This window comes from Acidisoma sp. C75 (genome assembly GCF_054665095.1).
The window spans coordinates 137677-152113 of record NZ_BAAFHD010000004.1 but is presented as its reverse complement, the minus strand read 5'-3'; the positions used below and the strand labels follow the sequence as shown (position 1 = coordinate 152113).

17 protein-coding genes are annotated in these 14437 nt (G+C 69.0%); 3 read left to right on the top strand and 14 right to left on the bottom strand.

Annotated features, from left to right (window positions below; all coding sequences use genetic code 11):
• The first annotated feature begins 217 nt into the window (after positions 1-217).
• The gene (locus ACYQ7X_RS06930) at positions 218-769 is read left to right on the top strand and encodes a DUF2934 domain-containing protein (RefSeq protein ID WP_459696185.1); all 552 of its coding nucleotides are present in this window, start codon (positions 218-220) and stop codon (positions 767-769) included.
• Between the two features lie 36 nt (positions 770-805).
• Here the strand turns inward: ACYQ7X_RS06930 and ACYQ7X_RS06925 are convergent, their stop codons facing one another.
• The 7 genes from ACYQ7X_RS06925 to rplM form a co-directional block, all read right to left on the bottom strand.
• Entirely contained in the window at positions 806-1909 is a 1104-nt protein-coding gene (locus tag ACYQ7X_RS06925; RefSeq protein WP_459696184.1) for a hypothetical protein, read from the bottom strand.
• Positions 1910-1930: 21 nt separating this feature from the next.
• A complete protein-coding gene (locus tag ACYQ7X_RS06920) occupies positions 1931-2446 on the bottom strand; it encodes an adenine phosphoribosyltransferase (RefSeq protein WP_459696183.1) in 516 nt (171 codons plus the stop codon).
• A gap of 98 nt (positions 2447-2544) precedes the next feature.
• Entirely contained in the window at positions 2545-3114 is a 570-nt protein-coding gene (locus tag ACYQ7X_RS06915; protein WP_459696182.1) for a hypothetical protein, read from the bottom strand.
• 282 nt (positions 3115-3396) lie between these two features.
• The gene (locus ACYQ7X_RS06910; protein ID WP_459696181.1) at positions 3397-3945 is read right to left on the bottom strand and encodes a gamma carbonic anhydrase family protein; all 549 of its coding nucleotides are present in this window, start codon (positions 3943-3945) and stop codon (positions 3397-3399) included.
• Positions 3942-4856, bottom strand: coding sequence for an N-acetyl-gamma-glutamyl-phosphate reductase (argC, locus tag ACYQ7X_RS06905; RefSeq protein WP_459696180.1), 915 nt, complete (start codon positions 4854-4856; stop codon positions 3942-3944). The genes ACYQ7X_RS06910 and argC overlap by 4 nt, the downstream gene beginning before the upstream one ends.
• A 53-nt stretch (positions 4857-4909) precedes the next feature.
• Positions 4910-5392 carry a 30S ribosomal protein S9 gene (gene rpsI / locus ACYQ7X_RS06900; protein ID WP_459696179.1) on the bottom strand — a complete coding sequence of 161 codons (483 nt, stop codon included), beginning with the start codon at positions 5390-5392 and terminating at the stop codon, positions 4910-4912.
• 2 nt (positions 5393-5394) lie between these two features.
• On the bottom strand, positions 5395-5859 hold the full coding sequence (gene rplM / locus ACYQ7X_RS06895) for a 50S ribosomal protein L13 (RefSeq protein WP_459696178.1): 465 nt from the start codon (positions 5857-5859) through the stop codon (positions 5395-5397).
• 182 nt (positions 5860-6041) lie between these two features.
• Between rplM and ACYQ7X_RS06890 the strand changes: the two genes are divergently transcribed.
• Together ACYQ7X_RS06890 and ACYQ7X_RS06885 are read left to right on the top strand one after the other, a co-directional pair.
• Positions 6042-6506 (top strand): CoA-binding protein, encoded by a 465-nt coding sequence (locus tag ACYQ7X_RS06890; protein ID WP_459696176.1) that lies wholly within the window; start codon positions 6042-6044, stop codon positions 6504-6506.
• 123 nt (positions 6507-6629) lie between these two features.
• Complete coding sequence (locus tag ACYQ7X_RS06885; RefSeq protein WP_459696175.1) at positions 6630-7532, top strand: DUF2076 domain-containing protein; 903 nt, start codon at positions 6630-6632, stop codon at positions 7530-7532.
• 71 nt (positions 7533-7603) lie between these two features.
• Here the strand turns inward: ACYQ7X_RS06885 and ACYQ7X_RS06880 are convergent, their stop codons facing one another.
• From ACYQ7X_RS06880 to hpnI, 7 genes are all read right to left on the bottom strand, one after another.
• Complete coding sequence (locus ACYQ7X_RS06880; protein ID WP_459696174.1) at positions 7604-8209, bottom strand: hypothetical protein; 606 nt, start codon at positions 8207-8209, stop codon at positions 7604-7606.
• Entirely contained in the window at positions 8206-8796 is a 591-nt protein-coding gene (locus ACYQ7X_RS06875; protein ID WP_459696173.1) for a hypothetical protein, read from the bottom strand. The genes ACYQ7X_RS06880 and ACYQ7X_RS06875 overlap by 4 nt, the downstream gene beginning before the upstream one ends.
• An 11-nt stretch (positions 8797-8807) precedes the next feature.
• A complete protein-coding gene (dapE, locus tag ACYQ7X_RS06870; protein WP_459696172.1) occupies positions 8808-9941 on the bottom strand; it encodes a succinyl-diaminopimelate desuccinylase in 1134 nt (377 codons plus the stop codon).
• Complete coding sequence (gene dapD / locus ACYQ7X_RS06865; RefSeq protein ID WP_459696171.1) at positions 9938-10792, bottom strand: 2,3,4,5-tetrahydropyridine-2,6-dicarboxylate N-succinyltransferase; 855 nt, start codon at positions 10790-10792, stop codon at positions 9938-9940. Before dapD ends, dapE begins: the two co-directional genes overlap by 4 nt.
• Before the next feature lie 53 nt (positions 10793-10845).
• Positions 10846-11700 (bottom strand): hopanoid biosynthesis-associated protein HpnK, encoded by an 855-nt coding sequence (hpnK, locus tag ACYQ7X_RS06860; protein ID WP_459696170.1) that lies wholly within the window; start codon positions 11698-11700, stop codon positions 10846-10848.
• Positions 11701-11792: 92 nt separating this feature from the next.
• The gene (gene hpnJ, locus ACYQ7X_RS06855; protein WP_459696169.1) at positions 11793-13223 is read right to left on the bottom strand and encodes a hopanoid biosynthesis associated radical SAM protein HpnJ; all 1431 of its coding nucleotides are present in this window, start codon (positions 13221-13223) and stop codon (positions 11793-11795) included.
• A 2-nt stretch (positions 13224-13225) separates the two neighbouring features.
• Entirely contained in the window at positions 13226-14437 is a 1212-nt protein-coding gene (hpnI, locus tag ACYQ7X_RS06850) for a bacteriohopanetetrol glucosamine biosynthesis glycosyltransferase HpnI (RefSeq protein WP_459696168.1), read from the bottom strand.

Genomic DNA, 14437 nt, shown 5'->3' with positions numbered 1-14437 from the left:
CGACAATGGGACAGACTTGCAGGCTATGGAAGCGATTCTCACGAAGGGCAAGTCAGAATTGAGGCAGAGGCGTGACGGCCGGTGCCCAAATCAAGGCTTCCCTTCCCGCCCTCGGCAGGCGGTAATTGGCGATCCAGCATGACCCTCCATCTAGCGTTCGAAGCGGGACGCGTGGCGGCGGGGAGACGCTACGGCACTCATTCGGATGGAGAGAAGCATGACCAACCCCCTGAAGTTCGACGCGGCGCGCGAGGAGCGCATCCGCACACGCGCCTACCACATGTGGGAGAACGAGGGCCGGCCGGAGGGCCGCGCCGCCGAGTTCTGGGAGCGCGCGGCGGAATTGGAGATGATGGAGGAGAGCGGCAAGACCGGCCAATTGCCCAACCCGATCGCCGCCGGGATCGACCCTTCGGCGCCGACCGGCGTTGAGGAAGCCTTCATCCAGGAAAATCTCGGCGAGTTTCCGGGTCAGCTCACCGATCAGGGCGATGCGCAGCCGACGCCCATCGCGCCCAAGCGCAAGCCGGCGGCAGCGGCGGAAAGCCCGGCCAAGCCCGCGAAACCGGCCAAGCCCGCCAAGAAGGAGGCAGCACCGGCCATAGCGAACGGAGCGCCCCATCCGGCGCCTGCCGCCCCCTCCGCCCCCTCCGCCCCAGCGGCGGCGGCGGCACCCGCTACCGCCGAAAGCTCTGGCAAAATGGCGCCCAAACCCGCCGCGGCCAAGAAACCGGCCGCCGGCAAGGCCGCGACCAAGAGCGGGAAGTAGCAGCCGGGCGAAGCGCGGTTCGGCGCCGCTCTTCGTCTAGGAGGCGCGCCAGCCGAAGCGATGCAGCAAGGTGGCGCGGAGCGAGGCGGCCGCACTCGGCGAGCCGGTCGCCCTGCGCATCAGCACCTCCGCGCAGCGCCCGGTCTGGAAGCGAATTTCCTGCTGGGTCGCAACCGCCGCGAGGGAGAGATTGTCCGCGACCATCTCTGCCCCGCGCCGCCAGGCAGAGACGGTTGCCGGCCGCACCAGATCGGGCAGTACGGCGGCAAAGCAGATCGAAGCGGCGACCGCCGCCGCTTCGAAAGCGCGGAGCCGGATGTCGTTCGGCAAGCCGGCGTCCAGGGCAGCGACCAGTTCCAGGAAGGTCGGAACATCGGGCAGCAGGTCATCCCGCGTCGCGGGGCCGGTGCAGGCGGCCGAACTCGGCGCCAGCAGGCAGAGCGGCTGGGCGCCCTTGGCCGCAGCCTCCGCCAAGGCCTCACGGATCTTCGGCCCGCTCAGCAGCGCGACATCGACATGCCCGCGGCCGAGCGCCTCGCTCAGGCTCTTCGGGTCGGTCTCGCCATAGATCGGTGCCACGGGAATGCCGAGCAGATCGAGCGCCGCGATCGCGGCGAGTTCCGGCCCGATCGGATTGCTGGCCCCGAGCCGCAGCGCCCGCCGCTGCGTCATATGCTGGGAGAGCGGGGTGGTACCGACGAGAACCACGGGGCCGGTGCCGATCAGCGCCGGCACCCAGCGCGCGGGGTCGTATTTGACGCGGCTATCCCCTTCCAGCCAGGCGAGCATCGCGGCACCGGGGGCGACCATCAGCGTGCTGCCGTCCGGGTCCATCCGCGCGCCGAAGGCATTGCAGACGGTCACGCCGTCCGGCCCGCCCATCGCCTCGAAGCTCGATCCGATATTGGGCGGCAGGCCCTGGAGAAGCTGCGGCAAAAGCAGCTTCGCCCAGCCGGCGATATAGCCGTAAGCCGGGCCGCTGCTCAGCACCGTCACGCCCTGGGCAAAGACCGGGTCGGTTGCCGCCGCCTCTGCCGCGCGCGAGACGAGGCCGAGCGCCCCGGCGGAGCCGCCGAGGGTCGCGAGACCGGTGCCGAGCAGGCCCAGCAGGGCGCGGCGTGATGCGAGAGGGTTCGGCATGGGTTCCCGCCGCGGCAGCTCCTAACTGTCGTAGCGCAGGAGGGACTGGAAGGGCACGTCGAGCCGGTCGCGGCCGCGGAGAAAATCAAGCTCGATCAGCGTCACCGCGGCGGGCACCTCGGCCTTCAGCATGCGCAAGAGGCGGATGCCGGCGGCGAGCGTGCCGCCGGTCGCCAGCAGATCGTCCACCACCACCACGCGCGCGCCGGGCGGCACGGCATCGGCCTGCACCTCGATCCGGTCGGAACGGTATTCGAGCGTGTAATCCAGCCCCACCACCTCGCCGGGCAGCTTGCCGGGCTTGCGCAGCATGAGGAAGCCGCAATCGAGCTTGAGCGCGAGGGGGGCTGCGAAGAGGAAGCCGCGGCTTTCCAGCCCGGCCAGATAATCGGGCTTATAGGCGGCGATGATCGCCGCCATCTGGTTCATCGCCTCGCTCCAGGCGCCGGCATGCCGCAGCAGGGTCGAGATGTCATAGAACAGGATGCCGGGCTTGGGAAAATCCGGGATCGACCGGATGTGATCTTTGAGGTTCATGGCGGCTGTATAGCGGAGCCTGCCGCGCTGGCAAAGCAGGCTCCCGCCGATTTCCCCCCGAAGGCCGCCGCCGCCATCCGGCCGAACCGCGCCGAAACTCAGCCCGGCGGCAGGTTGGGGCCGAGGGCATAGGCCGCGGCATGGGTTGTCGCGTTGGTGACACTCGGCATCGAGGGCAGATCGGCCAGGCGCGCGGCCGTCTGCTGCGGGCCGAGGGTGAAGAAAGGCTCGGAGAGGATCTGGGTCACCTGAGCCTGATCGCCGGCGCGATAGGCGGCGGCGAGGGCGAGCATGGCATCGACCACCTGCTGCGAGGGCACCGCGCTGCCAATCCCGAGATAGGCTCGCACCTGCTCGCGCGCGCGCAGCATGTTCAGCCGGAAGATCGACGGCATCGTCGTGATCCAGCGCGGCGCGGTATTGAGCTTGCCGCCCATATAGTCGAGCGTGGCGACGGCTTCCGCCGCCATCGCCGGATCTCCCTGCATCTGGCGCCAATGGCCGAAATCATAGCCCGCGATGTTCAGCGCCTGCACATCCACATCGCCATTGGTGTGCAGCGCCGCCGGCTGGATGACCGCCGTGCTCGGATCGCGCACATGCACGTCCGCGCAGGCGGCAAGCGTGAGGCTGGAGGCGAGTGCGAGGGAAATGCCAAGGCGTTTCATGGACTGGCCCTTTCGTTGGGGATGCCTCAGGTGAGCGCAGCGGCGGCGGGATGCACCGGGCCGCGCCGAGGCGGCGCAATCAAGCAGTATAGCGCCTGGCCGCCGCACGACGCAGCGGCCGGACAGTCATGACACGCGCGGGCCTCCCGCTCGGATGCAGCGGCGGGCGCGTCCCTTATCCGCGCGGCGCGCGGCCGCGGTGAAAACCACGCCGGCACTTCCATTCTCCCGGATGACGCCGACCGGCCAAACCCCGGTGCCGCGCCAAGCCAGGCCGGTCACTCAGCCCGGTCGCCGGCCGCCATCGGAGGCCCGGTGCCGCCCGGCGAGCGCCACGTAATGCGTGCCGGTGGCGGCGAACTGCGCCCGCTCCTCCGCGCCGAGCGTGCGGACGAAGCGCGCTGGCACCCCGGCCCACAGCTCCCCCGCGCCGATCCGCTTGCCGGGGCTCAGCAGGGCATGCGCGGCGAGCACCCCGCCCTCCTCCACCACCGCGCCATCCAGCACCGTCGCGCCCATGCCGATGAAGCCCCGATCATGCACGGTGCAGGCGTGAACGATCGCCGCATGCCCCACCGTCACCTCGTCCCCCAGGATGCAGGGGAAGCTCTCCCGGTTGACGTGCAGGATGCTGCCATCCTGGATATTGGTGCGCGCGCCGATGCGGATGAAATTGGTGTCTCCGCGCAGCACGCAATGGAACCAGACGGAGGACTGCGCCCCGATCTCCACATCGCCGATGATCGCGGCGGTCGGCGCGATCCAGGCAGTGGGGTCGATCCGCGGAATCACCCCCTCGAACGGCAGGATGGCCGCGCCCCCTCCGCTCATCCGGCGAGGCCCAGCATGAGGCGGAGGTTCTGCACCGCCGCACCCGAAGCGCCCTTGCCGAGATTGTCGAGGCGCGCCACCAGCACCGCCTGGCGCCGCGCTTCGCTACCGAAGACATGTAGCGAGAGGCGGTTGGTGCCGTTCAGCCCCTCGGGTTCGAGGGTGGTCAGATTATCTGTCCCCACCGCGATGTCCGGCGCCTGGGCATAATGCGCCTCCAGCACCGCGGCGAGGTCGCCGAGGCTCGGCCGGCCGGGCAGTTCGTCGAGATGGAGCGGCAGGGAAACCAGCATGCCGCGCAGGTAATGGCCGACGGCGGGGGTGAAGATCGGCCGCCGCGTAAGGCCGGAATGGGCCATGATCTCTGGCACGTGCTTGTGTTCGAGGCCGAGCGCGTAAAGCTCGAAGGGCGGGCCGCCGGCCGCCTCATGCGCCTCGATCATCTGCCGCCCGCCGCCCGAATAGCCGCTGATGGCATTGAGCGAGAGCGGCATGTCGCGCGGAATGACGCCGGCATCGATGAGCGGGCGGAGCAGCGCGATCGCCCCCGTCGCATAGCAGCCGGGGTTGGAGACGCGGGCAGCCGCGCGGATCGCCTCGCCCTGGCCGGGGGCGAGTTCGGGAAAGCCGAACACCCAGCCGGGTGCAGTGCGGTGCGCGCTGCTCGCATCGAGGATACGGGGGGCAGCATCGCCAAGCCCGGCAGCGAGCGCCACCGCTTCGCGGGCGGCGGCATCGGGCAGGCAGAGGATGAGGAGATCGGCCTCGGCCATCAGCCCCCGGCGGGCGGCCGGGTCCTTGCGCAGCTCCGGCAGGATGCTGATGAGGCGGATCTCCGGCATGGTGGAGATCCGCTCGCGAATGAGGAGGCCGGTGGTCCCGGCCTCGCCATCGATGAAAACCTTCGGCAACCTCTCTCCCCTCTCGAAAGCCGATCCGGCGGGAGAAGGTGCCGAACAGGCGGTTAGCGCTTGCTGAACTGGAAGCTGCGGCGGGCTTTCGCCTTACCATACTTCTTGCGTTCCACAACGCGGCTGTCCCGCGTCAGGAAGCCGGCAACCTTGAGGATACCGCGCAGCTCCGGCTCGTAATTGGTCAGCGCCCGGCTGATGCCATGGCGCACCGCGCCTGCCTGGCCGGAGAGCCCGCCACCGGTGACGGTGCAGATGACATCGAACTGGTTGTAGCGGTCAGCCACCAGGAAGGGCTGGGTGATCAGCATGCGCAGCACGGGGCGCGCGAAATACTGCGCCGCCTTCTTGCCGTTGATGGAGATCTCGCCCTTGCCGGGCTTGATCCAGACGCGGGCGACCGCGTCCTTGCGGCGGCCGGTGGCGTAGGAGCGGCCGAAGGCATCGCGCTTCGGCTCGGCGCGCACGGGGGCGGCGTCGGTGCTGGTCGCGATCGGGGCGGTGGCGAGATCGGCGAGGGTGCGGGTCTCGGACATGATCAGGCCCTCCGATTCTTGGCGTTGAGCGCGCCGACATCCAGCTTCACCGGCTGCTGGCCATCATGCGGATGGGTATCGTCGGGATAGACGTAGAGATGGCCCATCTGCTTGCGCTGCAGCGGACCGCGCGTGATCATGCGCTCCACCGCCTTCTCGATCACCCGCTCGGGGTGGGCGGAGGCGAGGCGCTGGCCCACGGTGCGGCCCTTGATGCCGCCGGCATAGCCGGTGTGGTAGTAGAAGACGGACTGCTCGGCCTTCTTGCCCGTCACCCGCACCTTGCGCGCGTTGACGACGATGACATGGTCTCCGCAATCGACATGCGGGGTGAACTGGGGCTTATGCTTCCCGCGCAGACGGTTGGCGATCACGACCGCGAGGCGGCCGAGCACCAGACCTTCAGCGTCGATGAGCACCCAGTTCTTCTGAGCCTCGGCGGGCTTCAGGGAGAGGGTTGTCTTCATCTGGTCACTCAATTCCTTTCAGAGTGGGCGGCTTATGGCGGCTCGGCCTTGGCCGGTCAAGGCTTTCCGTATGTGGTATTTGGATACCACATACGGGGACGTGATTGCTGGAGCCTTGCGTATTCCCTCACGGAGAATCGCTGAAATCCGCTAAACTGCTGGTCTGACGAGGGAGAAACGCCATGGCGATCGAGCGCCAGGAACCAGAAGCCGGCCGGCCGCCAGGGCCGCTCGCTTCGGATGAGACGATCCGCGCGGTGCTGACCGGCTTCAAACGCATCGCCCTCGTCGGTGCTTCGAACAAGCCGGAGCGGCCGTCCTACGGCGTCATGGGCTTTCTGCTCCGCCAGGGCTTTCAGGTAACGCCGGTCAATCCGGGCCTTGCCGGCCAGCAGATTCACGGCCAGCCGGTGGTCGGCAGCCTTGCCGAGGCCGGGCCGCTCGACATCGTCGATATCTTCCGCAATGCCGATCAGGTCGGGCCGGTGGTGGACGAGGCGATCGCGCTCGGGGCGCGGGTCATCTGGATGCAGCTCGGCGTCGTCAACCGCGCGGCCGCCGAGGCTGCCCGCGCCGCGGGCCTCACCGTCGTCATGGATCGCTGCCCGGCGATCGAATGGCCGCGCCTCGGCCTTGGGCGCGGCTGAGGCTCGTTGCAGGCGCGGAAGGTAACGCTCTGCTCTCTTTTCGGTAAGATGATCCGGTTGCGATAGACAATGCCCGCGCCGGACCCCAGATTCCGGCCCAAGAGTTTCACAGAGGATCGTTTCATGACCCCCGAAGAACGCGACATCATCGCCCGCTTCGTGCAACGGGTTTCCGGCGCGCCGTCGGGCGGCTCGGTTCCGGCGACGCAGCCCGCCGCCCTTCCTCCCGTCGATCCGGAGGCGGATCGCCACCTCGCCCAGCTCTTCGACCAATATCCGGAAGCCCGCTACCGGATGACGCAGTTCGCCTTCGGCCAGGAGCAGGCTCTGCAAGGGGCGGCGCAGCAGATCCAGGCGCTCCAGCAGGAGAATGCGGCGCTGCGGGAGCAGGCGAGTGCTGCCGGCGCGCAGCAGCAGGCGCCCGGCCAGGGCGGCGGCTTCTTCAGCCGCATGTTCGGCGGCGGCCAACAGGCGCCGCAGCAGGCGCCCTATGCTCAGCGCTATGCGCAGCCGGGCTATGGCCAGCCGGGTTACGGCCAGCCGGGCTATGGCGCGCCGCCGCCGGGCTATGCGCAACAACAGCCGGGCTTCGGCGGCCCGCCGCCGGGCTACGGCTACGGGGCGCAAGGCGTTGCCCAGCGCGGCGGCAGCGGCTTCCTGGGCTCCGCGCTGACCACTGCGGCGGGGGTTGCGGGCGGGATGCTCGCCTTCAACGCGATCGAAGGCCTCTTCTCCAACCGGGGCGCGGAACAGGCGGCCTCCGGCTTCGCCGGTGGGGTCGATCCGATGGGCGGCGGCTTCGATCAGACCGGCTGGGCCAATATGCCGCCGGATCAGGGGGCGGATAGCTCCGGCTGGGCCGGCGGCGCGGATAACAGCGGCTGGCAGACGATGCCGGACCAGAGCACCGACAATACCGGCTGGCAGAACGATCCGAATGCCGGCGGCGGTGGCGGCAGCGGCTGGGACGATTCGGGCAGCGGCGGCTGGGACAATAGCGGCGGCGGCAGCGACGACTGGGTCTGACGCCCCGCCCCAGCATAACGCTTCGGGAAGCGCGCGGCCCGCCCGGCCGCGCGTGACCTGTCCGGAGCCGCCTAGATGTGCAGAACCGGAAGCTGGACCAGCGGCAGCAGCGCCACGATCGCCCCGAAGCCGACATCGGCGGCCACGATCATCGCCGCATTGAGCCCCGAAGTGCCGAGCGCCAGGCGCGTCACATACCATTCGAGCCAGAGCGCCCAGCCATAGCCGACGAGCGCGGCCGTCTGCCCGAGGATCTGCGGAAGATGCAGCGCAAGCGGCAGTGAGGTCAGGATCAGCAGCAGATATTGCGCGAGATTGCTCCAGTTCCAGGCGGCGATATAGCGCGGCCAGAGCCCCTCCAGCCCCAGCCAGCGCAGGATCGGCAGGGCGAGAAGGGCGAAGCCGGCCCAGGAAATCGGGAAGGTCAGCAGATCGAGGATGAAGGCATGGGCATCCTCGGGCGGCGCCGCGCCGGAGAGCAGATCGAGGTAGTGGAAGGCGAGAAAGACGGGGAAGGCCAGCACTGCCGCGAGGAAGCTGCGGCGCGCCATGCCGCGGTCATTCTCGAAAGCGCGGATGCCCTCCGCCTCGCCGAAGGTCAGGCGCGCGATGCCGCGCAGGCTCGCGCCGATCTCCCGCCCATGGCTGCGGCAAGCGGCAAGGAGGCTGCCCATCATCCCCCGCCCGCCGCCTGGCCGCCGGCCACCAGCATCTGGGCAAGTTGCGGCCCCCCCACCAGGATGAGCGTCGAGACGTTCATCACCACCACCAGGAGCAGGGCCCGCCCGCGGGCGAGGCCGAGGGCATGGCGCGCGAGGAACCAATGCAGCCAGAAGGCATAGGCGAGCAGAAGCGCGCAGAGGCCGAGCACGGTCGGCTTCATCGGCAGGCCGAACTGCACGAAGAGGCTGCCAATGACGACGAGGAGCACGCCGAGGATCGGCAGAACCCACTGGCACCAGTTGAAGGCGGTGGCGAAGCGCAGCCAGCCCGCGGTCTTTCCCCAGGGCCGGGCGATGCTGTAGGCGATCAGCGGCGGCGCCAGAATGGCGATGATGGAGGCGAGGAAATCCGTGAGCCCTTCCCGCACCATGCCTTGCGCCACCATCAGACCGCAGCCGACGAGCGGAAAGGCGATGAGCGGGGCGAGGCTGGCGAGGAAGGCATCGGGCACCGCGCCGATATCGCTCAGCCCGCGCGCATCGCCCCGGCAGAGCAGGATGACCCCGCGCAGGATATTGCCCGCCCTCGGCCGTGCATTCATCCCCTGCCCCATCATGCGGTGAACCCGGCCAGAATGGCGGCATAGGCCGCGGCCAGCCGGCGCAGATCGGCAACCGCCGTCCGCTCATCCACCTTGTGCATGCTCTGGCCGACGAGGCCGAATTCGGCGACCGGGCAGAGATGGGTGATGAAGCGGGCATCCGAGGTGCCGCCGCCGGTATCGAGCCGCGGCTCGGTCCCGAAGATCGCGCCCACCGCCTGGACGAGACCTTCCACCTCGGGCCCGACCGCGGTGAGGAAACTATCGCCCGAGGCCTGGAAGCGGATCTCCGCCCCCGGCGCCAGCCGCGCCGCCTCCTCCAGGATCCATGCCTGCAGGCTCTCGGCGCTATGCGCGTCGTTATAGCGGATGTTGAGCTTGGCGCTGGCGGCGGCCGGAATGACATTGGTCGCCGGATTGCCGACGTCGATGCTCGTCACCTGCAGGGAAGAGGGCTGGAACCAGCGATTGCCCTCGTCGAGCCGGCGGCCAAGCAGCGCGCCGAGCAGGGCGACGAGCTTATGGACGGGATTGTCCGCCAGATGCGGATAGGCGGCATGCCCCTGCACGCCAGGCACGGTGAGGAAGGCCGAGAGGCTGCCGCGCCTGCCGATCTTGATGATCTCACCGAGCCGATCGGGGTTCGTGGGCTCACCCACGAGGCAGAAATCCGGCACCTCGCCCTGCTCACGCATCCAATCGACGACGCGGGCCGTGCCGTCCAACGCGGGGCCTTCCTCATCCCCGGTGATGAGGAGCGAGACGGAGCCCGGCAGGCGGCCCGCTTCCCGCGCTTGCGCCACGCCCGCGACGAAAGCCGCAATTGCCGCCTTCATGTCGCAGGCGCCGCGGCCATAGAGCACACCCTCTTCCACCACTCCACCGAAGGGATCGTGGCGCCACCCCTCGCCCGGCGGCACCACATCCGTATGGCCCGCGAAGCAGAAATGCGGCCGGCCGGTGCCAAGCCGGGCATAGAGGTTCGGCGTCTCGCCGAAGGTCAGCCGGTGGATGGTGAAGCCGAGCGCGCCGAGCGCGTCCGCCAGCACATCCTGCGCACCGGCATCGGCCGGCGTCACGCTTGGGCAGCGCAGCAGCGCCTGGGCGAGCGGCAGCGGATCGGTAAGGTCGGCCGCGCCGCTCACGCCCGCAGCAACTCGTTGACGGAGGTCTTCTCGCGCGTGCGCTGATCGACCCGCTTGACGATGACGGCGCAGGCAAGGCTCGGCCCCGGCGTGCCATCTGGCAGCGGCTTGCCGGGCAGCGTGCCCGGCACGACGACGGAATAGGGCGGCACCCGGCCCTGGAAGACCTCGCCCGTCGCACGGTCGATCACCTTGGTCGAAGCGCCGAGGAAGACGCCCATGGAGATCACCGAGCCACGCTCCACCACGAAGCCTTCGGCGACTTCCGAGCGGGCGCCGATGAAACAGTCATCCTCGATGATCACCGGCCCGGCCTGCAACGGCTCCAGCACGCCGCCAAGGCCGACGCCGCCCGAGATATGGCAGTTCTTCCCGACTTGCGCGCAGGAGCCGACGGTGGACCAGGTATCGATCATCGTCCCCTCACCCACATAAGCGCCGACATTGACGAAGCAGGGCATGAGCACGACGTTCCGCGCGATGAAGGCCGAGCGGCGGATGATCGCCCCCGGCACGGCGCGGAAGCCGGCATCGGCGAAGCGGTTCTCGCCCCAATCCTGGAATTTGAGCGGCACCTTGTCGAAGCCCGGCGCACCGCCGCCAGCCCCCGGCATGACGGCGCTATCAGCCAGGCGGAAGGAGAGCAGCACCGCCTTCTTCAGCCATTGATTGACGCGCCAGCCGCCCTCGCCCGGCTCCGCGACGCGGGCTTCCCCCGCTTCGAGCAGCCCGAGCGCCGCCTCCACCGCTTCGCGATCGGCCCCCGCCGTCTTGGCCGAAATCTCTGCCCGGCGTTCCCACAGCAAATCGATCGCCGCAGCGAGGTCGGAAGGGGGAGCGGCAGGCGTCATCAATCTCTCCATAAGGGCCGAGCGGCGGACCATCAGGCGCGCGGCTCCTTCTGTCAACGCGGCTCAGCCGCCTCCTGCCACGTCGTCCGCGCGATGCCGGCTGCAGCCAAGGCCGCCGCGAGCGCCGGGCTCATCAGCGCACGCATCTCGGCCTCGTGCTCGTACTGCGGCATCAGCCGGTCGAGCAGCGCATCCCGCCCGGCCGCCGGGTGGAAATAGAGCTCCGAGAGGCCCGGCGGCAGGCGGGGGATAAGGCGCAGCAGCCGCTCCTCCGTCATATGCCCGCTCCAGGCGATGCCGAAGGCATGGTCGTTGACGGCGAGGCCCGCGCGCCGCGCCCGCCAGCGCAGCCCCTGCGTCCAGAGGAGCAGCGCCCGGGCGCCGATGCCCGGCGGTTCGCCGAGGGAGGCGAGAACGCCGGCAGGCTCCGCCGGCACGCGCATGGCGCGGAGCCCATGCGCCCGGCCCTCGGCCACCATCCGTGCGGCGACGAAGGGATGCAGGTGCATATGTTTATGTGCGTTGGCGTGATCGAGCGGCAGACCCGTGGCCGCGAAGGCGCGGAACTGGGCGGCGATCTCGCGCGCCAGCGCCGCGCGGGTGCGGCGGCTGAAGGCGTAGCGGAGCCCGAGGTCGAGCTGGTCCGATGGGATGCGGGCCTCGGCATCGAGAAGAGCCGCGATCTCGGGCGGCGGCAGCACCGCCGGCCCTTCGATGGCGACGAGATGCAGCCCGACCTTGAGCCCCGGCAGCCGCCGGGCGCGGCGCACGGCATCGGCCGCCGCCTCCCCCGCCACCATCAGGCTGGCGGTGGAGAGCAGCCCCTGCGCGTGCGCCCGCTCGATCCCTTCATTGACGGCGAGCGAGAGGCCAAAATCATCGGCCGAGATGATGGCGCGGCGGTTCATCTGCGTCACCCGAGGGCATGACCCGCGGGTCTATCCGCCAGGGCGCCCGAACCTCTGGATCCCCGACACAAGACCGGGGATGACGTAGCTGATCACGCCGCGATCTTGTGCCGCTCGCGCAGGAACTGGAAGAATTCCACGCCCTCGCGCAGCCTGCGCACCAGCATCTGGCGGCTGCCGAGCATCTCGCCCACGATCGAGGCGATCTTCGGCGCGCGGAAGTAGAAGCGCTTGTAGAAGGTCTCGACGTTGTCGAAGATCTCGGTATGGCTGAGATGGTCGTAGCTCAGGGGCGCGATCTGGATGCCGCTTTCGTCGATCAGCTCGGCGTGCTTCGCATCCAGCCAGCCATTTTCCAGCGCCTGCTTGTAGAGCGCCGTGCCCGGATAGGGGGCGGCCAGCGAGACCTGGATGGTATGCGGGTTGATGCGCGTCGCGAAGCGGATGGTCTCCTCGATCGTCTCCTTCGTCTCGCCGGGCAGGCCGAGGATGAAGGTGCCGTGGATCTTGATGCCGAGGTCATGGCAATCGCGGGTGAATTTCTCGGCGACCTCGACCCGCATGCCCTTCTTGATGTTGTGCAGGATCTGCTGGTTGCCGCTCTCATAGCCCACGAGCAGCAGGCGCAGCCCGTTCTCCTTCAGCACCTTGAGCGTCTCGCGCGGGACATTCGCCTTGGCATTGCAGGACCAGGTGACGCCGAGCTTGCCGAGTTCGCGCGCGATCGCTTCGGCCCGCGGCAGATTGTCGGTGAAGGTATCGTCGTCGAAGAAGAATTCCTTCACCTGCGGGAAGGCGGCTTTCGCCTGGCGGATTTCCTCGGCAACATGCTCGGGGCTGCGCACCCGGTAGCGATGGCCGCCCACCGTCTGCGGCCAGAGGCAGAAGGTGCAGCGGGATTTGCAGCCGCGCCCCGTATAGATCGAGATATAGGGGTGCATCAGGTAGCCGATGAAATAATCCTCGATCTTGAGATCGCGCTTATAGACATCGGTGACGAAGGGCAGCTGGTCCATATCCTCAAGGATCGCGCGATCCTTGTTATGGACGATCTGGCCGCCGGCATCGCGGTAGGAGATGCCGTCCACCTCCGCCCAATCCCGCCCCTCGGCGATTTCCTTGATCGTGAAGTCGAACTCGTTGCGCGCCACGAAATCGATCGCCTCCGAGGCGGCGAGGCTCTCGGCCGGCTGGACGGCGACCTTGGCGCCGACGAAGCCGATCTTCACCGCCGGATTGGTGGCCTTGAGCTGCTGCGCCACCTTCACATCGTTCTGGAAGGAGGGGGTCGAGGTATGGATGATGACGAGATCGCGGCCGCGCACATCCTCGAGGATCGGGCCCATGCCCATGCGCGCCGGCGGCGCGTCGATCAGCCGGCTGCCGGGAACGAGGGCGGCGGGCTGGGCGAGCCAGGTGGGGTACCAGAAGGATTTGATTTCCCGCCGCGCCTGGTAGCGGGAGCCGGCACCGCCGTCGAACCCGTCGAAGGAGGGCGGCTGGAGGAAGAGTGTTTTCATCATTCTCAATTGATACCCCGAGAAAATCGGCCTGTCTTGAGGAAACCGAGCTTGAAGAGTCGCGGCCGGGCCTGGGCACGGATGCGGGCGGGGCGCTTGAGCTGCCGCCGATCGTCCGCCGCCGTCATCCGCGCGCCCCGCCACTCCACCCGATTGCCGAAATAGCTCGCGATCAGCACCAGGAAGGTCAGCGCCTCGCGCAGCGGCAGCAGCCAGCCCGAGAAGCTGCCGCGCCCCAGCTGGCGGGCAACCGCGCGGGCGATCATCGCGCGCAGCAGCCAGACGGCGAGGAAGAACACCCCGAGCCCGAGCGCCAGCCCGCCGAGCAGGAAGGTGACGGCGGCCCAGAGGATGGGGAGCTGCAGGATGGTCGTCGCATAGGTCACGGGTTCGAGGGCACGGATGGTGCGCGCCCAGCGCAGTTCATGGCGGAAGAGATCGCGAAACCGGCTCTCGCCCACGGTGGTGACGACGAGATTGGCCGCCAGCGCCACCTTGCCGCCCTGGCGGCGGACGAGATGGCCGAGTGCCGCGTCATCGGCGAGATAGGGCAGCAGCGCTGGCAGCCCGCCTATCTTGGCGAGCATCTCGCGCCGGATGGCGACCGCGGCGCCGAGGCAATCCTGCCGGCCGAGCACCCGGCCGACGAGCACGCCCGAGAGGAAGATATGGTTGATCTGCGCCGCACCAAAGCGGCCGGCCGGGCTCTGGCTGGCGGGCAGGCCGGCATAAAGCGTGGTCACCACCCCGACCCCGGGCTCATCGAGCGCCGCGACGATGCGTTCCAGGAAATGCGGCGTGACATGCACATCCGAATCGGCCAGGACGATCACGTCATGCTTGGCGGCCGGCCACATGTTGACGAGGTTGGCGATCTTGCGATTGCCGCCATGCGCCGTCTCGTCCACCACGAGCGCGATATCCCGCTCCGGGAACAACGCCTGCAGCCGGCGCACCACGGCGATGGCCGGATCATGCGCATCCTGCACGCCGAAGACGAGCTGATAATCGGGATAGGATTGGGTGCAGAAGGAGGCGAGCGCCGCCTCCAGCAAGGGCTCGTCGCCCTTGAGCGGCTTGAGGATGGAGACCGGCGGCAGGCTGAGGCTCTCGGGCCGCGGCCGGCGGTTGAAGGCCTTGAGCGCCGATAGCCCGGCCCGGGCCTGCACCAGCCCCACCACCGAGAAAGCGGCCGTCAGATGCGCGAGGAGAGACAA